Here is an 18582-nt window from a genome sequence, read left to right as displayed (position 1 = left end):
CATGAAGGGCGCGCTCGGGCGTGGATGGCCGCTGCGGAGCGCTGGGTTTAGAAATCAGCGAGCGCCGCCGTTCAGGTCCTGAAGAGCCTTCTTTTCAGCTGCAGACATGTTGAGAAATTCCTGTTGAACTTGCTCACGGGTCTTCGTTGCGCCCGTTGCTTTGACAGGCAACGCCCCCCCGCGTGAAAGGGTCGCCAGCGTGCCATCCCGGCGCGCTACTTCGACAGCCTGAAGCACATCGCCACGGGACATTGTGCTCTGCATGTGGTCGGGATGGGTGGTCATGCCCACTTCGCCGTCGGCGGGATGGTACAGCGACGAGGCAGATGCCAATCCTGGAGCCGCGATAGCGAAGGCAATCAAAGTGAGCGTGAGGGGTTTGCGAACGGTCATGGTGTTGTCCCTTGATTTAAATCAGCCCTCGGCGATCTGCCGGGACTATGCCTTTCGACACAGGGATACTTTAAAAAACCGAGTGCGACAAGGCGCCAACAGCCAGATAACAAAGTCGTAAACTACGAACAGGCCGGATTCTTCGAGAATGGCAGCATGAAAATTTTGCTCATCGAAGACGAAGTCAAGCTGGCCGAGTATCTGCGCAAGGGCCTGGGAGAGGCCGGCTACGTGGTGGACGTTGCACACAACGGGGTGGATGGCCTTCACATGGCTCTGGAAGGCGTGCACGATCTGCTGGTCTTGGACGCGATGCTTCCAGGGATCGACGGCTTCAGCCTTTTAACAGCCTTTCGCAAGACCAAGCAGACGCCGGTCTTGATGTTGACAGCAAGGGTCAGCGTCGAGGATCGGGTATTGGGACTCAAGACGGGTGCCGACGACTATCTGGTCAAGCCCTTTGCGTTTTCCGAACTGAGCGCCCGCATTCAGGTGCTGCTCCGGCGGACCCATGGTGCGAGGGATGCCGCAGAGCCCACGCAACTGCGTTTGGCGGACCTTGAATTGGACCTTGTACGGCGCAAAGCGTCCCGGCGTGGTCAGCGTTTGGAGTTGACTGCCAAGGAATTTCTGCTCCTGACTCTGTTTCTGAGAAGAAAAGGGGAAGTGCTTTCTCGCACTGAGATCGCTGAGCAGGTGTGGGATATGAACTTCGACAGCGATACCAGCGTGGTGGAGGTCGCGATCCGGCGCCTCCGTACCAAGATCGATGTGCCGTTTGACACTACGCTGCTCCACACCATTCGCGGCATGGGATATGTCATGGAGGACCGCAACGGATGAAGGCGTTGGCCCAACATCGCTCATTGCGCCAGCGGTTGTCGTGGTGGCTGGCGCTGCAGAGCTTTGCCGGACTCGGGGTGGTCTGTCTGATGGTTTATCTGGTGACCGAGTTCAATTTTCGTGATCGGCAAGAGGAAACGCTGGCACAAAAAGAAATCGTCATTCGGCACTTGCTGCAGGATGGCAAGGGGCATGGGGATTCGGAAGACCTTGCGCACAAACTCGATGACTTCGTTGTTGGGCACGGAGATCTGTCGCTCGAAGTCGCGCAGGCGGACGGGATTGTTATCTACGCCCACGCCCGCAACCAGAGTGCCAAGACGGTATGGCGCCAACGGCAGTTCGAAGTAGCACAGACTGCGGACCAGACTCCCTCAGAGAAGTTGCGCGTTCAGCTGTCGCTGGACATCCGAACCGACCACCAGTTGTTGCACCGACTTGCTCTTACCTTGCTGGTCGCAGCCATCGGTGGGGCCATCGTTGTATCGCTGGGCGGATTCTCCCTGGTCAACTTGGGCCTGGCGCCCGTCCGAAGACTGGCCAGTCAGACGCGCGCAGTGTCGGCTGACAATCTACATCAACGTCTCGACAGCGCCGAGCAGCCCCTTGAGCTCGTGCCTCTGATCGACCAGTTCAACGCGCTTCTGGCGCGCATTGAGAAGGCGTATTTACAAATGGAGGGCTTCAATGCGGACGTGGCGCATGAGTTGTGCACGCCTTTGGCCACGCTCATTGCCAACAATGAATTGGCTTTGCTGCGCCCTGAGCGGGCGGATATGCGCGAGGTGCTGGCGTCCAACTTGGAGGAGTTGCACCGCCTGACCGGCATCGTCAATGACATGCTGTTCCTGTCCCAGGCGGATCGGGGTGTGGGAGCGCGCCGCGCGCCCGTGGCGAGCCTTGCATCAGTGGCTGCTGACGTACTGGACTACCACGAGGCCGCGCTGTCCGAGGCAGCTCTCACAGCTAAAGTGGTTGGTGATGCGCATGGCGCCTTCGACGTGCCGTTGCTGCGCCGGGCCCTGTCGAACTTGCTCGGCAACGCCACTCGATACGCGAGCTCTGGCTCAATCGTCCAGATCAACCTCAGAACCACCGATGAGGGTCGTGTGCTGATCAGTGTCACCAACTACGGCAGCACGATCGATCCCGAGATACTTCCGCAGCTGTTTGACCGATTTTTCCGCGCAGATCCTGCTCGCAGCCATGGGCAGAGCAACCATGGCCTCGGGTTGGCCATAGTAGGCGGTATTGCACGCATGCATCAGGGCAAGCCATTCGCATCGTCAGAAAACGGGGTGACGAGTGTGGGAATCGAAATCCGTCCTAACTGATGGCGAATTCGACAGACTTAGACCGCCTGTGACACTGCTACTGAGCGCGGCACGTTCAAGGATCCGATTTTCGCAGGAAGAAGCAGCCGTATTTTGATTGCCGCTTGACTTTAAAGTCACTTCAAGGTTTCCAATCAGGCTATGAAATCAGAAACCAGTACCTCTCCAGGCGTTGTTGACAACTGCTGCTCCTCGGGCTGTTCGAGTGTCCCAACTTCGCATCCTTCACCAAGCAACCCGAACCAAGCTAAGCTGTTCAGGATCGCCACCATGGACTGCAGTGCCGAAGAGGCTGAGATACGGCGGGCTTTGGAGCCTGTACAGGGTATCCGCTCTCTGGGCTTCCAGCTCAGCGCGCGCACGCTGAAGATCGATGCGGAGGATCGCGCCTTGCCCCTTGCGCTCGATGCCATCCGCAAGGCGGGTTTCGATCCACAGCCCGTGGTCACTGCGGCAAACACCCAGGGTAGCCAAGGCCGGGTGTTTCGCATTGCGACCATGGACTGTAGCGCCGAGGAGGCGGAGATTCGTCGGGCGCTGGAGCCTCTGGATGGGATCCGCTCTCTGGGTTTTCAGCTGGGCGCGCGGACGCTGAAGATCGATGCAGAGGAAGGCACCTACCCGTTGGCACTCGACGCCATCCGCAATGCGGGCTTCGATCCGCAACCAGTTGCAGGCGTCGGCGAAACTGAGGGCGGACACGCGGCTGGATCCGCCGAAGGCGACGACCATGGGCATGGTTTTGCAGGCGGCATCTCCCGTTTGGTGGCCGCGCTGGTGTTCGCCACAGGGGCTGAGGTACTTTCGTTCTTCGCGCCCGACCAGATGGCCTGGAAAGTGGGCGGCATGGCGATTGCCGCTCTGGCTATCTGGCTGGCCGGCATCGACACCTACAAAAAAGGCCTTGCGGCGCTGCTGCGCGGCAAGCTGAACATCAATGCGCTGATGTCGGTGGCCGTCACCGGCGCATTCCTCATTGGTCAGTGGCCAGAAGCCGCGATGGTGATGGCTCTGTACGCGATTGCGGAGCTCATCGAAGCCAAGGCAGTGGACCGGGCCCGAAACGCTATCAAGGGCTTGCTGGAACTGGCGCCCGAAGAGGCTTTGGTACTGGGCACCAACGGAGCATGGACCGCTACACCGGTGGCTTCGGTGGCCATTGGAGCGACCGTGCGCATCAAGCCGGGCGAACGCGTGCCGCTGGACGGTAAGGTGACCAAGGGCAATGGCGCCATCAACCAGGCCCCCGTGACTGGCGAGAGCATCCCCGTGGACAAGGCACCTGGCGACCAGGTGTTTGCCGGCACGATCAACGAGACTGGTGAGCTGGAGTTCGAGGTCACAGCCTTGTCGAGCAACACCACCCTGGCCAGGATCATCCAAGCCGTTGAGCAAGCGCAGGGCACGCGCGCTCCGACGCAGCGCTTTGTCGATCGGTTCGCCTCCATCTACACCCCCGCAGTCTTCGCCATTGCCGTGGCGGTGGCGGTCCTCACTCCTTTCCTGATGGGACTTACCTGGCTGGAGGCGCTCTACAAGGCCCTGGTTCTGCTGGTGATCGCCTGCCCATGCGCTCTGGTCATTTCCACGCCGGTCACGGTGGTCAGCGGATTGGCCGCGGGAGCGCGCCGTGGGATCTTGATCAAGGGCGGAACCTACTTGGAAGATGCCCGGCTTCTGAAGGCGGTGGCGCTGGACAAGACCGGCACCATCACCGAAGGCAAACCCAAGCTGGTGAAGTGGCAGGTGTGGGGTGCCGGTGACGAGGCAGCAGTCCAGCAGATGGCTGCCAGCCTGGCGGCTCGTTCCGACCACCCGGTTTCCAAGGCGATTGTCCAGGGCTTGGATGTAAAGGGTCCAGAAGCAGAAAGCTTCAAGGCCTTGCCTGGGCGCGGCGTCGAAGGCATGGTCAATGGTGTGCGCTTGATGCTGGGCAATCACCGACTGATACATGAGCTAGGACTGTGCGGTCCGGAGCTGGAGGCGGAGCTGGCCACCCATGAAAAACAAGGCCGCACGGTCACCCTCCTGGCGGACGAATCGCGCGTCCTGGCGCTGTTTGCGGTAGCGGACACCATTCGCGAGACGTCGAAGCAGGCCATCGTCGACCTCAAGGCGCTGGGAGTGACGTCGGTGATGCTGACGGGTGACAACACTGCCACGGCAAAGGCCATCGCTGCCCAGGCCGGCATTGACGATGCCCGTGGCGATCTGCTGCCCGAAGCCAAACTCGATGCCATCAAGGAAATGCAAAAGCGCTATGGCGCCACCGGCATGACCGGCGACGGCATCAACGATGCGCCGGCGCTAGCGCAGGCCGACATAGGTTTTGCCATGGGTGCGGCGGGAACCGACACGGCCATGGAAGCAGCCGATGTGGTCATCATGAACGATGACCTGCAGCGCGTCGCCGAGACAGTGCGTCTATCCAAGCGCACCCACGCCATTCTCTGGCAGAACATCACCCTGGCGCTGGGCATCAAGAGCGTCTTCCTGGTGATGGCGGTCGTTGGCACGGCCACCATGTGGATGGCGGTCTTCGCGGACATGGGAGCGAGCTTGCTGGTGGTAGCCAACGGACTGCGTCTGCTTCGCGGTACACGGGTGGAGCCAGCCGCCAAGCCAAGCCGCTCAGAAACCAAGGAGCATGCGCATTCCCACTGAGCGTTGGTCAGCGCGCGCCAAGTCCACCGGTGGGCTTGCGGAGCGCTTACTTGAATGTCCCGCTTTCATTTCTTGGTTTTGGAGACCTCTTGCGCCACTAGGTCAGCCAGCTGTTTGTGGCCAAAACTGGGCAGCGGGCGCCCGTTGACAAAGAAGGTCGGCGTCTTCTCGACCTTGAGGGCGGTCAGGTCCTGCACGTCCTGTAGCACCACGGCGTCCAATGCAGGGGCTGCGATGTCCGCCCGCGCCCGTTGCATGTCCAGCCCCGCCTGTTCAGCCGCCTTGTAGGCCAACTCCAGGTTGGGGGTTCCATGGTCCGCCCACTGCGGCTGTGCGGCCAGCACCGACTCCAGCACGGCCAGGTACTTGTCCTGCCGCCGGGCCGATTCCAGTAGCTTGACCACCTGCTCCGAGCCTTGGTGGAAAGGCGCGTAGCGGATGACCAGCCGCACTTCGGTGGGGTACTGCTGCATCAGTTCCTTCACCACCGGATAAAAGGCGCGGCAGGTCTCGCAGGCGGGATCGAAGAACTCGACGATGGTCACGGGTGCCTCACGGGGCCCGATCACGGGTGAATGCATGCGGACCAGGCGTTCAGCTTGTCCTGCCACCTGCAGCTCCTGTGCACTTTGCACGCGGCTCTGGTACAGATTCACGCCGACAAGGAAGGCCACAAAGGCCATGCCCAGCACGAGGAAGATGATGAGTTTTCGGTGTTTCATTTGTCTGTTTTTCGCAGATAGAGGGAGAGCGAGACGGCGATGGCAATGAACGCCGCCAGTGAAAGCCAGGGCAACTCAATGCCGTAGAGGATGTCGAGCTTCTGATCGGCGCATGACACGCCGGCGCCGCAGGGGACCCAAGCCTTGGGCACCAGGCCTGCCGCCAAGAGGCTGTGGTAACCAGCCACGACCGCACCCGCCAGCGCCAGAGGCAAGGCATAGACAGCGCCCCGGCGGTCGTCGCTGTAAAAGGCCATTCCAAGAAGCAAGGCCAGCGGGAACATGGCAATGCGCTGGTACCAGCACAAGACGCAAGGAGCCATGCCCATGACTTCGCCGATGAACAACGCACTGCCGGTGGCGGACACAGCCAGCAGCCAGGCGATCAGGAGCAGCACCGAGGGCCGGCTCATCGACGCCTCCTTGAACAACGGTTCTGGCAGGAGGCACCGATCAAGGCACAACTGCGTGTGTAGATTCCAGAGCCATTCGACCCGACAGTGGAGGACATGGAAAGATCCCGAAGGCATGCTAATGAGGCCAGCACACGCTGTGCTGGCACGCTTGGCGGGGATCGGAGACGGTGGTGACCGATGCCCTGGTCAGGCCAGGGCGGGCCACTGCGGGCGTTCGGGGCGACTGACGGACTCTGAAGACGGCCACCCGCGCGTGTCGGTGTAAAAGCGCCCCAGGGGAAAGGCCGGCAGTAGATCGCGTTGCGCCTGAAAGGCTTCGGTGCCCTGCAGATGGCAGGAACCACAGTCCACGCTGGGCGCTGCATCGCCAGCTCGGGTGGATTCATCCATTGCTCCGTCCCGCAGCTGTGCGTGCTCGCAGCAATGCATTGCCACAGGAGGCAAGGAGCCCGGTCCTTCATCTTTGCAGTACGCGCCCACTGCCGCCCAGCACAGTTGCAGCGGCAACAGTACCAAGAGGAAAACAAGCAGTCGGGTGCGGGAGTGCATCCGGAAAATTGTAGTGGCATCCCAGGCGGAACGACCACTTTGGAGCGCCGGCCGATGCCATGCCCGGCAGTGTCGAATCGATCACACAGCCAGGCGCGACAACATAACAAACTTGTAATCCTGCGGTGCGCAAGCTGTCGGCATACGGTCAGCAAACTGTCACACGTGACCCGTCGGCTGGCTAGGCGTTGGTGCAGTTTCCGGGTCACGTGCATTCAAACCCAAGGAGATACACATGACACTGTCAAGATTCATCGGCGCCAACATCAATGTGGGCAAAGCCCAGTGTCAGCACATAAACAGAGTAGCAGTCAGCAGTATGCCAATTACCACGGGCTGCAAAGTGTCTGCTCTCGCCGCCCGTCCCTCGTCAGCTGATTGTTTATAGAAACTACAAGTGGTTGTCGGACAGAGCCGAAAAGCAGCAGCGCAACTTCTCCCCCAGCTCCTGTTGGACTCCGGTGTCTGACAAGCCCGTTGTTCCATCGCATGCGACCAGGTTTTGCCAACAAGAGTCAGGCCAATCCTCCAGATCGTCATCAAGAGCTATCCACTGCCGGGGTTTTCTGCGCTGAGCGTCCTCTTGAACTTGCACGCCCCGGGGGGTGGTGCGGAACATGGAAAGGTTCCAGGGATCCACGCCATGCACACGCCTGTGGTACGTCCCACCAATAAATCGAGCACGCAAGGAGACAGGAAGGCGTTTGAGGGTTGCGCGGTATCCGGGACGGATGCACCAGGTGCTGCTCAGTACCAAGGCAACGGCTGGGTAGGGTTCAAGCACCGACTCCAGGACAGAGATCCATTCGAACAAGGAATGTCCTGCAGCCTCATACGGACTCATGTGGATGCCTTTGCGGGGATGCCAGAGCACCTTCTCATGGTGGACAACACCATCGAGGTCCAGGTACAGAACGACGTCCGCGCTGCGTGGAGTGGACGCGGGGAGATAAGGGGAATTCTGGTTAGTGGACATAACCGTATGTCGGGATTCTGTTTGGTGGCAATTTGCCCAGCGGGGATGAAGGCAGGTCCAGATCGGACTCAGAACTTACCAACACCCTTCGTACACCTACGAAAACGCGCCGTACTGGGCCTGCAAGAGCAAGCTTCTCAGAACCTCCAGGCCACCGGGCTCATTTAGCACATCGAGAGGCCTCCGATCACCCAATGCCGGGACCACCCCCACGAGCCAGTGATCAAGCCAGGCCTGTGCGTCGAAACCAGTTGGGTCGCCAGACTCATCAACCATGCGCCGCACAAGCATAGTGAGAATAGCGATATGGTCTTCTAGGGCGGTGAGGGCAGAATTCGTGTCCACGAGTTATCGATCAGTCCCGTTAACAATGGCGTAGCGGCGTCGTCATTCTTGATGCCCGCGATCGTGTGCGCGCTTTCGCGCGTTTCTGCGTGTCCGAGTTGTGCGCTGCGCCACCCTGCGTAGCCTCAGACGCTCAGCCAGTCTTCGGCTGTACTTGATGCGAATGTCCTGCTCTGGATGGTGCATGAGCCACCAATGCCGCAGCTTCCAGACCACGAACGCTGCCACCAGCATTCCGACCATGACCCATACCAGCTTGCCTGGCACGCCACCAATTATGCGAACCAACATAGGCAAACCCGCTCTTTGGCGGTGACTGCGGCCCAGGCACGAACAGGGTAGACAAAGTCCCCCATTCGCGCCGCCATGGACGCAGATGTGCCGCACGGTGAACCCGTGCGGCAGCAACGCAGTCCGAGTTCAAATTGGTGCCTGGACATGTCGAATATTCAGAACACCCGGTGAACCCGGGCGCGTGCATGGCATGCGGCGCGCATGCCAGCGCTGGCGCAGCATCAATCTTCCTCCAGCCCCCAGACCAAATGGGCGTCGATCATCAGCCGGCCCTGCGCACGCAGGGCTTCGATGCGGGCCTGCTCGGCTGCCATGGTGGCATCCAGGCCTTGCTTACGGGCCAGCAGCAGGCCTTGTAAGTCCACCTCTCCAAGGCTGTAGGCACGCTGGGTCAAACGGGCGCTGCTCTGGGTCGCCGACAGCCCTTGCGAGGTCAGGCGCCAGCGCTCGAAGCTGCCCATGGCATCGATGTAGGTCTCAGCGACCTCCATCTCCATCTCGCGACGCTTGCCATCTAGCCGTGCGCGGGCGGCTTCCGCCTCCTGCAGGGCCTGCAGCATGCGTTCGTTGCGGTAGGTGCCGGCCAAGGGGATGCTGACACTCACGCCGTAGATGCGCTCGCTGCGCCTGGCCTCCGAAGCGACAAAGACCCCCACGGTGGGATCGGGCGTTCGGTCGGCTCGCATGCGGTCCGCTGACAGGGCGGCTTTGCGGGCCTGGCCTTCAGCAATGCGGATCGGGTCGCTCTCGGCCAGAATGCGCTCACGCCATTGTGCTTGCCCAGTCTCCAGCGGCCTGGGATCAACAGTGAGTTTCGGAAGCTCGGTGATCAGAGGAAACCGCGAGTTCAGCTTGGCATGGGCCTTTGCCTCGGCTGTCCCTGCAGCACTGAGCTGACGGTCCATCTCAACCAGATCGGTCGTGGCCAGGTTGACGTCCAGCACCGAGGCATCCCCCGCTTTGCGGCGGCTTTCCACGGCCTTGAGGCTTTCCTGTGCAAAGCCCCTTTGCTCACCGATCACCTCCTTGAGCCGGCGAGCGGCGATAACATCCATCCACAGGTCGGCAAGCGCCCTCGCGGACTCATGGATCGCTTCGCCCAATTTTGCCTGCGCAATTGCGATCTCTACTTCGCCGATGTCGCCGTCCAGCCTGGCTTTGCCGCCTATCCGCAAAGCACGCTCAAGGCCGGCCTCCCATTCGTTGGAGCGCCCGCCGGCGTCATACCGTCGGCTTTGCACGATGGCCCGGGTAGTCCACTCGTGCGAGCCGGACCGCAACGCCGCGGCGCCATGCCCAGCCGCGGCGAGGGCACGGCGCGCTTCGACTACGTAAGGGTCCTGGTCAATCGCCTGGCGGACCAGGGGTGTTGGCAGCAACTCGGGCGCGGAGTCGGTCACCCACGCACCGGCAGGTACGCTCAGAATCATCAGTACGGCCGTTCCCGCAATAGTAATCCACTGTTTCATTCCACTACCCCTTCAGCGCTCAGTTCATAAGCCCAGTAGCACAACCCCGTGCCCTTGAATTTCAGGTGCACCGTTACCAGCGTGTTGTTCAATTGCTCCTCCGTGACGATGAGCTGGATCTGCACGGAACTGCTGCGTCCCATGACCTGTTCCACCCCAGAAAGGCGGCCGTGCGGCGTGCCATGACTGAAGGTGGGGGTGCTCGTGAAGACCTGGTCTGACACAGCCGTCAGCAAAGCATCGAGCAGCTTCTCGGCAATATCCGGGCTGCATACCAGTGAAAGACAATGCTTAGGCATGTACGGCCTCCTGTGCAGGCGCTTCGTTTGGCCTCTTGGGATGGGCGAAGCGCAGGTAAAGAATCGGTAAGAGAATCAGCGTCAGCGCGGTGGCGGTGATGAGGCCTCCGATCACCACGATGGCCAGCGGCCGCTGGATCTCGGAGCCGGGGCCCGATGCGAACAACAAGGGGATGAGCCCAAACGCTGTAATCGCTGCGGTCATTAGCACCGGCCTCAGTCTTCGGCGTGAGCCCTGGGTCACGCACTCCACAAGCGACAAGCCTTCCGCATGCAGCTGATTGAAGTAGCTGACCAGCACCACGCCGTTGAGCACTGCGATGCCCAGCAGTGCAATGAAGCCCACGGATGCCGGCACTGAAAGGTACTCGCCCGTCAGCCACAACGCGAAAATGCCACCGACCAACGCGAACGGGATGTTGCTGAGCACCAGCAAGGCCTGTCGCACCGACCCGAAGGTGGAGAACAGCACCAGAAAGATCACTCCGAGCGACAGCGGAATCACCAGCGTCAGTCGTTCGGCCGCGCGCTGCTGGTTCTCGAACTGGCCGCCCCAGGCAATGCGGTAACCGGTGGGCAACTGCACTGCCTGACCGATCTTCGCCTTGGCTTCTTCGACGAAGCCGACCAGGTCGCGCCCCGTTACGTTGGCGATCACGACGCTGTAGCGGCTGCCCATCTCCCGGTCGATCTTGACTGGGCCGCTGTCGCGCTCCAGTTTCGCCAGCTCCTGAAGAGGTACGTTGACGCCGTCCGGCGTGGTGATCGTGAGGGCCGCGAACTCGGATGGCGAGATCTTCACGCCATCGGCTCCGCGCAGGACGATGGGAATGCGCTGGTTCCCGTCAATCACCGTGCCCGCGCGCTGGCCTTCGACCTGCACCCTGAGCGCGTCCTGGACATCCTCGATGGACAGGCCATAGCGCCCCACGGCCACGCGATCCACGATGACACGCAGGTACTGCACGCCATCGTTCTCCACGGTGTAAACGTCCTGGTTGCCCGGCACCTGCTTCATGAGGCCTTCGATCTGCCCAGCCAGCTCATTGAGTTTGTCCAGATCGGGGCCGAACACCTTGATGGCGATGTCGCCACGCACGCCGATGATCATCTCCGAGACGCGCATGTCGATGGGCTGCGTGAAGCTGTAGCTGATTCCGGGAAGCTGGTCCAGGACGCCGCGAATTTTCTCGATCAGCGCCTCCTTGTTCGCAACCTTCCATTCCGAACGTGGCTTGAGCACCAGGAAGGTATCGGTCTGGTTCAGGCCCATCGGGTCGAGCCCGATTTCGTCGGATCCCGCACGCGCCACCACGCCCGTGATCTCGGGAATGTCTTTCATCAGCGCCTGGTGGATCTTGAGGTCCAGCGCGGCCGTTTCTTCCAGACTCACCGAAGGAAGCTTCTCAATCCCCACGATGATGTCGCCCTCGTCCATCGGCGGCATGAAGGTCTTGCCCACGAACGAGTACACCACCGCAGCGGCCACCAGCATCAGGCATGCCACCACGTACACGACCCGCTCACGGCGCAACGCGAACGACAGCGTCGGCTCATAGGCCCTGAGCAACTGGCGCGGCAGCCATGGCTCGTGGTGGGCCACCTTGGTCAGCAAGAAGGAAGAAAGCACCGGAATGATGGTCAGCGACAGCACCAATGAGCTGGCCAGCGCAAAGACGATGGTCATGGCCACGGGAACGAAGAACTTGCCTTCCAGGCCTTGCAGCGTGAGCAGCGGCAGGAACACCAGCACGATGATCAGGATGCCCGCAGCAACCGGAGCCGCCACTTCACGCACGGCACGGAAAACGATATGCAGCCGGGGTAGCTTGCCCTTGGATTCGTCTGCGGCCTGGTGCTGAACGATGTTCTCGACCACTACGACGGCAGCGTCCACCAGCATGCCCAGCGCAATGGCGAGGCCCCCCAGGCTCATGAGATTGGCGGACATGCCGGCGGCACGCATCAGCAGGAAGGTGGCCAGCGCGGAGAGCGGAAGTACAACGGCGACCGACACGGCTGCCCGGATGTTCCCAAGGAATGCGCCCAGAAGCACCAGCACCAACGCGGTAGCCTCCAGCAGTGCGCGCGATACGGTGCCCACGGCCTTCTCGACCAACTGTGCGCGGTTGTAGAAGACCTTGAGCTCAACGCCTGCGGGCAGGGTCGGCTTGATCTCCTCGATCTTGCGGGTAACGCCTTCCACCACCTTTTGCGCGTTCGCACCGGCCAAGCCCAGCACAAGGCCCTGCACGGCCTCGGCCTTGCCGTCCATGGTCACCACACCATAGCGCGTGACGCTGCCGTCCCGCACCTGCGCCACGTCCTGCAGCCGTATGCTGCCATTCTTGTCGTACTTGACGACGATGGCCATCAGGTCGTCCTTGGTGCGGATGCTGCCTTCGCTGCGCACCAGCAGCACCTCGTCGCCTTCTCCAAGCCGGCCAGCGCCATCGTTGCGGTTGTTGGCCTCTATGGACGCCTTGATCTTCGCGGCGGACAGGCCAAGCGCGGACATTTTCACCGGGTCAAGGACCACCTCGAAACTGTGGACCTTTCCGCCCAGCGCGTTCACATCGGCGACGCCGGGGACCGAGCGCAGCGCGGGCCGGATCACCCAATCGAGCAGACTACGCCGCTCTTCCAGCGTCATGTTGGGGGCCTCGATGGTGAACATGAACATCTCGCCCAGCGGCGTCGTCACGGGGGCCATGCCGCCGGTGATGCCAGGCGGCAGGTCGGCGCTGATGTTGGCCAAGCGTTCGGACACTTGCTGGCGGGCCCAGTAGATGTCAGTCCCGTCCTCGAAATCGACGGTCACATCGACCAGGCCGTACTTGGTGACGGAGCGCAAGATGCGCTGTTTGGGGATGCCCAGCATCTCCACTTCGATCGGTATGGCCACGCGGCTTTCGATCTCTCCCGGCGTCATGCCGGGCGCTTTCATGATGATCTTCACCTGCGTGCTGGACACGTCGGGAAAGGCGTCGATGGGCAGGTTCTTGAAGGCGAACCAGCCCGCTCCAGCCAGGAGGGCCCCTGCCAGCAGCACGAAAAGCCGCTGTGCAAGGGCAAATTGAACGAGGCGTGTCAGCATCTCAGTTGCTCCCGCCCTTGCCTTGCCACGCCGCCTTGAGCGCGATCACGGACGCGGTAGCGATCTCCTGGCCAACCTGCAGCCCACCCGTCACGCGCATCGTCTGCCCGGCGCTGGCCAGCACGGTGACTGGCGTTGCCACGAAGCCCTTGTCCGTGCGCACGAAAACATAGGCCTTGTCTCCCTGGCGCACTACCGACTGCAGGGGAACTGACCAGCCTTCGCCAGCGCCAGCGAACGGTACCTGCACCTGCACGATCTCCCCGGGCCGAAGCTGCTCAGATCCCTTGGTGATCGCCGCCTTCAGGGTCAGTACCTGGTTGTCGCTGACCATAGGGCTCACGCTGAGCGCCTCGCCTTGCACTCCGGTTCGCCCCATCACAGTGATCGGGGCGCCCTTCACCGTTGTCACCTGGGCATTGCGGGCCGATGGAATCTGGATTTCCAACCCCAGCTTGCTGGTATTGGCGATGCGCAAAAGCATGTCCGCTTGCTGTACGCGCTGGCCAGGCTTGACGGACACGTCTCCCACCAGACCCGCAGCCTTGGCGCGAACGGTAATGGTCGACTCGACGTTGCCCCCTTCAGCAATGCTGCGGATCCGCCCGCTGTCCAGGCCCGCCAGCCGAAGCGCTGCCTCGGCCTGGCGCTTGCGCGCTGCGTCCTGTGCTGCGGTGGCTTCTGCCTCCTGCACACGCCTCTCGGGAATGATGCCTTCCGAGAAGAGCTGGCGCTCGCGCTGCAAGGCCTTTTGCGACAGCCGGCTGCTCGAATTGACCTCCATCAGCTTGAGTTGCAACTCGCCGAGCTCAGGGCTGATCAGGCGCATCAGCGGCTGTCCGGCCTTGACGGCATCGTTCTCGGCGACCAGCAACTGGTCGACCACGCCGGCCAGGGGGGCGCTGACTACCTGTTCCTGGCCTGGTGCCAGAACCACACGGGCGGAATAGGCCTGCCCCGACGAGTCGCCGGACTTTTCGAGGCGTTGCACTTGCACGCCCAGGGACTGCATCTGGGCGGCGCTGACGGGAAACTCGTCAGCCGCGAGGGCCGCCAGCGGCGCAGCGATCAGACAAGGGAAGACGAAAACGGCCAGGCGGCCAAGCGCCAGCCGGGAAAAACGGTACAGCATCGGAAAACTCCACAAACGACCACAGCCTTGGAACCAGGCGCGCGGTCAGGAAAAGCAAAAGAAAGGGCTTTTCAGGTGTGGAGCGGGGGCGCACGACCCCCTGGAGGCAGACTTCGGAAGGATGGGTAGATCGGCGCGACGTAGGTCGGCCAAACGTCCGGTTCCCGCACCTGACCGGAGTCGAAGACCTCGGCGAAGGCAAAGAACAGAGCGACCGGTTCGCTGGCGGTGCTCAGTTGGCCGGAAGCGGCCTGCAACTGCACGGCCATGGTGGCGTGAGCGAAGAGCGCCAGGTTGTCGCCATCGTCCACATGCAGCGCCTCGGCGCCGGCGCCATCCTGCATCGCACCGATCCAGGAACCGTCGATTCCTGAGTCGTGATGGTGCTGGTGCAGGGGCGAGGCAATCTGGTCCCAGGCCAGAACCAGCACCAGGAGCCACTTGGCAATCCACAATGCGCGCGCCAGCGAGACCGGGGACCGGCTCTTCTGGAGGGGGATTTGGCGCAGAGGGGTAGACATAAGGAGCCGTGTTTAGCAGCGGCAACCATTGTGCCCCAGCTGGTGAATTTTCGATCCTGCTTGCAGGACAAATATGTGGGGCCTGGACGCCTGCAGCACCTGCTCCCGCGTCTCGCCCGGCCACGCCATCGGAAAAACGCGCTGGCAGTTGGCATCACCACCCACTGATTTGCGCCCCTTCCCTCGCTTGCACGGGCGGCTACTGCGGCCAGCGCTGGTGCTCGTCATCAATGACATATGCATGAGAGTGTTTTCGCCCTCCGGTTTGCCCCGCCCCGGCAAGGTGCGGATGGTCTGGCGGCAGGTCATCGTGTGCATGCGACAGCTCAGAGGGCTCCCGGTCGGGCCATAGCCAGGCAGAAACGGCGATGGCGGCCACCGCGACGATCCCCAGCGATGCAAAGCTTGCGTCCACACCAAATCGGGCGCCCACCCATCCCGCCAGCGGGTAGGTGATGAGCCAGCAGGCGTGCGAGAGCGCAAACTGGGCGGCAAACAGCGCAGGCCGGTCTTCTTCGCTTGACGAGCGGCGCAACAGGCGCCCCGAGGGAGTCTGGGCCAGGGAGTAGCCCAGGCCCATCACAAACCACAGAGGCAGCAACACCTCGTACCGGTTCGCAAGCGCCCAACCGAGCATGAGACCCGCCGCGACCACCGATGCGCCGGCGAGCATGGCCGGACGTTCGCGCACGCGGTCGAGAAGCCGGGGCAACAGCAAGGCCATGATCATGGACCCGGCGCCAAAGCAAGCGAGCGCGATGGCAGTGGAGGTCTGCGTCATTCCCATCTGCGACTGCACCAGAACCACAGTGTTCACGATGACCATCGCGCTGCCTGCGGCCACGGCGAGATTGAGTGCAAGGAGCCCACGCAGGCGCGGCGTCGCCAGATAGATCCGCAGGCCCCGCGTAGTGCGCTCATAAATGCTGCGCTTTGGTGGCAGTTTGGCCTTCGGCAGCACGGCCGATATCACCAGGGCGGCCGATGCGATGAAGCCAACGACCGTGCCACCAAACAGGCTGTGGTAGCTCACGAAGGTCAGCAACAATGCCGCCAGGATAGGGCTGGCCAGCGATTCGAGGTCGTAGGCCAGTCGGGACAGTGAAAGCGCCTTCGTGTAGTCGTTCTCTTCGGGCAGCACGTCCGGAATGGTTGCCTGGAAGGTGGGCGTGAATGCGGCGGATGCAGACTGCAGCACGAAGATCAGCACGTATACCTGCCAGATCTGGGTCACGAATGGAAGCATGAGGGCCACGCCTGCCCGGATCAGATCGAGCGCAACCAGAACCGCGCGGCGGGGCAAGCGTTCTGCCATGGCCGACGCGACCGGCGCGACGCCGATATAAGCCAGCATCTTGATGGCGAGTGCCGTACCCAGCACCGCGCCCGCATTTGCTCCTGCCAGATCGAAGGCGAGCAGGCCGAGCGCCACGGTCGCCAGCCCAGTGCCGAGCAAGGCGATCACCTGCGCGAAGAACAGGTGCCGATAGGTTCTGTTTGCAAGCACTTCCAACATGGGGGACCTTTCTGGGGAAGTCGTTGGCCACCAATCCTCCAGCGAATCGGTGGAATGGAGAAATATTGACCGTATCGTATCCTGGGGGATAGGATATGGCATGACAGAGAAACACCTACATGCCAGTCATCCCGACGTGGTCAAGCGATTGAAGCGGGCCAACGGCCACTTGGCGAATGTCATCGCCATGATCGAGAGCCACCGGCCGTGCAACGAAATCGCCCAGCAGCTGCACGCGGTGGAACGCGCAATCAGCGCCGCCAAGAAGGTGGTGATCCATGACCATCTCGACAACTGCCTGGACCAGGTCGTGGGCGCAAGTGCAGCTTCCGCGCGGGCATCGATAGCCGAATTCAAGGATTTGACCAAGTACCTTTGATCCCGCGAGAACGCCTGGAAGATTTCACCCCTGAGGGTGTTTTCGTTCCAGGCATCCCCTGGGAGGGCCCCCGCATCTGCTGCAGGGGCGGCCATGCGTTACTGGCCAGTGAAGTTCGACGCTATGAAGTTGCCTGCCGGCGTGAAGAACATGTAGAGCGTTGCCTTGCTCTTGTCCTGTTCCGCGGGGTTGCTAAACGTCACACGCCATTCCTTGCCCTTTTTTCCGTCGACCATCTCGACCTTGTCGTGTTTCACGGCCTGCCACGGCTTGTTCAGCTTGCCGCTGCCTACCAGCGCGTCCCTGCGCTGATTGGCGCATCCCACCACAACCGTGTCGGTGGTGGGCTTGTTGCCATGGAAGTGGCAACTGCCCCCCTCGGAGGCTAGCGCGGGGGTCGCAAAGGTGAAGCCAGAGACGATGGTTGCGGCGGCGATCAGGTATTTCATGGTGCTGTCTTTCGGTTGGTAAAGCGGGTCAAAGGGTGTTGCGACTGTCATCAGTCGATTTCTGAATGTCCATGTCTTCATGGACGTGCTGGTGCTCGGCGGCGGGGAATCGGAAACTGTCTGGATCGACGTCATGCTGGTAGCCGTGCAACTGCATGAAAAGCAGGTACACCCCGGCATAGAAAAGTCCCAGGTTGGCCATGTAGCTGAACCGCTTGAATGACGGTCGATGGCGCCACAGTGCGAGCAAGGCAACCATGCCGGTGAGAGCCGCGATCTGGCCCAGCTCCACGCCCAGGTTGAAGCTGAGGATACGAAGCAGCATGGAGCCGCTGTCGTCGCCCAGCGGCAACTGCTGCAAGCGCGTTGACAGCCCGAAACCATGCAGCAGGCCGAATCCGAACACTGCTGCAAGAAGGTTCGGCGACTTGATATCAAAGTGCTTCTGGAACCCGCCGTTGTTGTCGAACGCCTTGTACATCACGCTCAGCGCGATGATGGCGTCGATCAGGTAGTAGTTCCAGGTGATCTTGAAATACGTGGCGAAGATCAGCGTGATGCAGTGCCCGATCGTGAACACGGTGACGAATTTCGCTACGTCCTTGAAGGACGAGAGAAAAAACACCACCCCGAAGAGAAAGAGCAAGTGGTCGTAGCCCGTGAGCATGTGGCTTGCGCCAAGACCGATGTACTGAAGATAGCCACCGTCCAGCATGCGCTGTCGATCCTCCTCGGAGATGCCATGCGCGACGGCCACCAGGGGAATCAACAGGAGCAAGGCCGGAGCGAGCCGCTTCAACCAGAGCGGTAGGTTCATGAAGTGCCTTCCAAAATATGAGCGAACGAGTGCCCGATGTCGCGCGTTGCCGCGACATTGAAAAGGCCCAGGCGAACGCAAGCGGGCGCGCTGCGCCTGATGCCATTGGGCGAAAGAAGTCAGGGAGGGAATGGATGAACGCTCAGCGCGCCTTCATGCGCGGCAGACGTTCACGCTCAGGCGAGCGCTGTGGGAGGGCGTAAAAGCCCGTCCAAGGAGGGAGGGATGTACCGCTGCAATATGAGCGCGGCAGGGCTTGCAGGGGGAAGGCTGGGAACTTTCAACGAGGCACTAGGCAACAGACCGGCCGGGGTGACCCCCGTGTCTGCGTGCTCGTGGCTGTCGAGCCCACCAGATGCCTCCACAT

The 18582-nt window shown here is 61.6% G+C and carries 17 protein-coding genes; 4 read left to right on the top strand and 13 right to left on the bottom strand.

The annotated features are described in order from the left end of the window. Window positions 1-54 precede the first annotated feature (54 nt). Entirely contained in the window at window positions 55-393 is a 339-nt protein-coding gene (locus AAFF19_RS13085; protein WP_121420068.1) for a DUF4148 domain-containing protein, read from the bottom strand. 156 nt (window positions 394-549) lie between these two features. On the opposite strand from AAFF19_RS13085, the gene AAFF19_RS13080 reads away from it, so the two are divergent. The 3 genes from AAFF19_RS13080 (at window position 550) to AAFF19_RS13070 (ending at window position 5234) form a co-directional block, all read left to right on the top strand. Continuing rightward, window positions 550-1236 carry a heavy metal response regulator transcription factor gene (locus AAFF19_RS13080; protein ID WP_121420067.1) on the top strand — a complete coding sequence of 229 codons (687 nt, stop codon included), beginning with the start codon at window positions 550-552 and terminating at the stop codon, window positions 1234-1236. Further along, window positions 1233-2570 carry a heavy metal sensor histidine kinase gene (locus AAFF19_RS13075; protein WP_182119622.1) on the top strand — a complete coding sequence of 446 codons (1338 nt, stop codon included), beginning with the start codon at window positions 1233-1235 and terminating at the stop codon, window positions 2568-2570. The genes AAFF19_RS13080 and AAFF19_RS13075 overlap by 4 nt, the downstream gene beginning before the upstream one ends. 270 nt (window positions 2571-2840) lie before the next feature. Beyond that, on the top strand, window positions 2841-5234 hold the full coding sequence (locus AAFF19_RS13070; RefSeq protein WP_182119629.1) for a heavy metal translocating P-type ATPase: 2394 nt from the start codon (window positions 2841-2843) through the stop codon (window positions 5232-5234). Between the two features lie 65 nt (window positions 5235-5299). Here the strand turns inward: AAFF19_RS13070 and AAFF19_RS13065 are convergent, their stop codons facing one another. The 10 genes from AAFF19_RS13065 to AAFF19_RS13020 all read right to left on the bottom strand — a co-directional run bounded on the left by AAFF19_RS13065 (window position 5300) and on the right by AAFF19_RS13020 (window position 16570). Further along, window positions 5300-5956 carry a thioredoxin domain-containing protein gene (locus tag AAFF19_RS13065; RefSeq protein WP_182119623.1) on the bottom strand — a complete coding sequence of 219 codons (657 nt, stop codon included), beginning with the start codon at window positions 5954-5956 and terminating at the stop codon, window positions 5300-5302. Next, entirely contained in the window at window positions 5953-6369 is a 417-nt protein-coding gene (locus AAFF19_RS13060) for a disulfide bond formation protein B (RefSeq protein ID WP_057267842.1), read from the bottom strand. Before AAFF19_RS13060 ends, AAFF19_RS13065 begins: the two co-directional genes overlap by 4 nt. Before the next feature lie 189 nt (window positions 6370-6558). Continuing rightward, window positions 6559-6762 (bottom strand): hypothetical protein, encoded by a 204-nt coding sequence (locus AAFF19_RS13055; protein ID WP_099741086.1) that lies wholly within the window; start codon window positions 6760-6762, stop codon window positions 6559-6561. A 550-nt stretch (window positions 6763-7312) separates the two neighbouring features. Then, window positions 7313-7897 (bottom strand): HAD domain-containing protein, encoded by a 585-nt coding sequence (locus AAFF19_RS13050; protein ID WP_182119624.1) that lies wholly within the window; start codon window positions 7895-7897, stop codon window positions 7313-7315. An 860-nt stretch (window positions 7898-8757) separates the two neighbouring features. Continuing rightward, window positions 8758-10005 (bottom strand): TolC family protein, encoded by a 1248-nt coding sequence (locus tag AAFF19_RS13045; protein WP_121420060.1) that lies wholly within the window; start codon window positions 10003-10005, stop codon window positions 8758-8760. Then, on the bottom strand, window positions 10002-10304 hold the full coding sequence (locus AAFF19_RS13040) for a DUF3240 family protein (protein WP_121420059.1): 303 nt from the start codon (window positions 10302-10304) through the stop codon (window positions 10002-10004). Before AAFF19_RS13040 ends, AAFF19_RS13045 begins: the two co-directional genes overlap by 4 nt. Then, window positions 10297-13401, bottom strand: a complete 3105-nt coding sequence (locus AAFF19_RS13035) for a CusA/CzcA family heavy metal efflux RND transporter (RefSeq protein WP_121420058.1) — start codon at window positions 13399-13401, stop codon at window positions 10297-10299. The genes AAFF19_RS13040 and AAFF19_RS13035 overlap by 8 nt, the downstream gene beginning before the upstream one ends. Before the next feature lies 1 nt (window position 13402). Then, the gene (locus AAFF19_RS13030) at window positions 13403-14533 is read right to left on the bottom strand and encodes an efflux RND transporter periplasmic adaptor subunit (RefSeq protein ID WP_121420057.1); all 1131 of its coding nucleotides are present in this window, start codon (window positions 14531-14533) and stop codon (window positions 13403-13405) included. Between the two features lie 71 nt (window positions 14534-14604). Next, entirely contained in the window at window positions 14605-15054 is a 450-nt protein-coding gene (locus tag AAFF19_RS13025; protein WP_121420056.1) for a hypothetical protein, read from the bottom strand. A 199-nt stretch (window positions 15055-15253) separates the two neighbouring features. Further along, on the bottom strand, window positions 15254-16570 hold the full coding sequence (locus AAFF19_RS13020) for an MFS transporter (RefSeq protein ID WP_121420055.1): 1317 nt from the start codon (window positions 16568-16570) through the stop codon (window positions 15254-15256). A 100-nt stretch (window positions 16571-16670) separates the two neighbouring features. On the opposite strand from AAFF19_RS13020, the gene AAFF19_RS13015 reads away from it, so the two are divergent. Then, complete coding sequence (locus tag AAFF19_RS13015; protein WP_121420054.1) at window positions 16671-16949, top strand: metal-sensing transcriptional repressor; 279 nt, start codon at window positions 16671-16673, stop codon at window positions 16947-16949. 98 nt (window positions 16950-17047) lie between these two features. Here the strand turns inward: AAFF19_RS13015 and AAFF19_RS13010 are convergent, their stop codons facing one another. Both AAFF19_RS13010 and AAFF19_RS13005 read right to left on the bottom strand, forming a co-directional pair. Then, window positions 17048-17398, bottom strand: a complete 351-nt coding sequence (locus AAFF19_RS13010; protein WP_121420053.1) for a DUF6488 family protein — start codon at window positions 17396-17398, stop codon at window positions 17048-17050. 28 nt (window positions 17399-17426) lie between these two features. Beyond that, window positions 17427-18215, bottom strand: coding sequence for a HupE/UreJ family protein (locus tag AAFF19_RS13005; RefSeq protein WP_121420052.1), 789 nt, complete (start codon window positions 18213-18215; stop codon window positions 17427-17429). Window positions 18216-18582 lie beyond the last annotated feature (367 nt).

The organism is Acidovorax sp. FHTAMBA (assembly GCF_038958875.1).
Lineage (GTDB): Bacteria > Pseudomonadota > Gammaproteobacteria > Burkholderiales > Burkholderiaceae_C > Acidovorax.
Note: the sequence above shows the minus strand (reverse complement) of the source record. Positions and strands in the feature narration are given on the sequence as shown.

What these genes read in the sequence shown, in the direction of transcription:
- AAFF19_RS13075 (WP_182119622.1), top strand. Translation starts at nt 1,233, where the DNA reads ATGAAGGCGTTGGCCCAACATCGCTCATTGCGCCAGCGGTTGTCGTGG.
- AAFF19_RS13080 (WP_121420067.1), top strand. Translation starts at nt 550, where the DNA reads ATGAAAATTTTGCTCATCGAAGACGAAGTCAAGCTGGCCGAGTATCTG.
- AAFF19_RS13045 (WP_121420060.1), bottom strand. Translation starts at nt 10,005, where the DNA reads ATGAAACAGTGGATTACTATTGCGGGAACGGCCGTACTGATGATTCTG.
- AAFF19_RS13020 (WP_121420055.1), bottom strand. Translation starts at nt 16,570, where the DNA reads ATGTTGGAAGTGCTTGCAAACAGAACCTATCGGCACCTGTTCTTCGCG.
- AAFF19_RS13055 (WP_099741086.1), bottom strand. Translation starts at nt 6,762, where the DNA reads ATGGATGAATCCACCCGAGCTGGCGATGCAGCGCCCAGCGTGGACTGT.
- AAFF19_RS13025 (WP_121420056.1), bottom strand. Translation starts at nt 15,054, where the DNA reads ATGTCTACCCCTCTGCGCCAAATCCCCCTCCAGAAGAGCCGGTCCCCG.
- AAFF19_RS13035 (WP_121420058.1), bottom strand. Translation starts at nt 13,401, where the DNA reads ATGCTGACACGCCTCGTTCAATTTGCCCTTGCACAGCGGCTTTTCGTG.
- AAFF19_RS13030 (WP_121420057.1), bottom strand. Translation starts at nt 14,533, where the DNA reads ATGCTGTACCGTTTTTCCCGGCTGGCGCTTGGCCGCCTGGCCGTTTTC.
- AAFF19_RS13070 (WP_182119629.1), top strand. Translation starts at nt 2,841, where the DNA reads ATGGACTGCAGTGCCGAAGAGGCTGAGATACGGCGGGCTTTGGAGCCT.
- AAFF19_RS13005 (WP_121420052.1), bottom strand. Translation starts at nt 18,215, where the DNA reads ATGAACCTACCGCTCTGGTTGAAGCGGCTCGCTCCGGCCTTGCTCCTG.
- AAFF19_RS13040 (WP_121420059.1), bottom strand. Translation starts at nt 10,304, where the DNA reads ATGCCTAAGCATTGTCTTTCACTGGTATGCAGCCCGGATATTGCCGAG.
- AAFF19_RS13050 (WP_182119624.1), bottom strand. Translation starts at nt 7,897, where the DNA reads ATGTCCACTAACCAGAATTCCCCTTATCTCCCCGCGTCCACTCCACGC.
- AAFF19_RS13010 (WP_121420053.1), bottom strand. Translation starts at nt 17,398, where the DNA reads ATGAAATACCTGATCGCCGCCGCAACCATCGTCTCTGGCTTCACCTTT.
- AAFF19_RS13015 (WP_121420054.1), top strand. Translation starts at nt 16,671, where the DNA reads ATGACAGAGAAACACCTACATGCCAGTCATCCCGACGTGGTCAAGCGA.
- AAFF19_RS13085 (WP_121420068.1), bottom strand. Translation starts at nt 393, where the DNA reads ATGACCGTTCGCAAACCCCTCACGCTCACTTTGATTGCCTTCGCTATC.
- AAFF19_RS13065 (WP_182119623.1), bottom strand. Translation starts at nt 5,956, where the DNA reads ATGAAACACCGAAAACTCATCATCTTCCTCGTGCTGGGCATGGCCTTT.
- AAFF19_RS13060 (WP_057267842.1), bottom strand. Translation starts at nt 6,369, where the DNA reads ATGAGCCGGCCCTCGGTGCTGCTCCTGATCGCCTGGCTGCTGGCTGTG.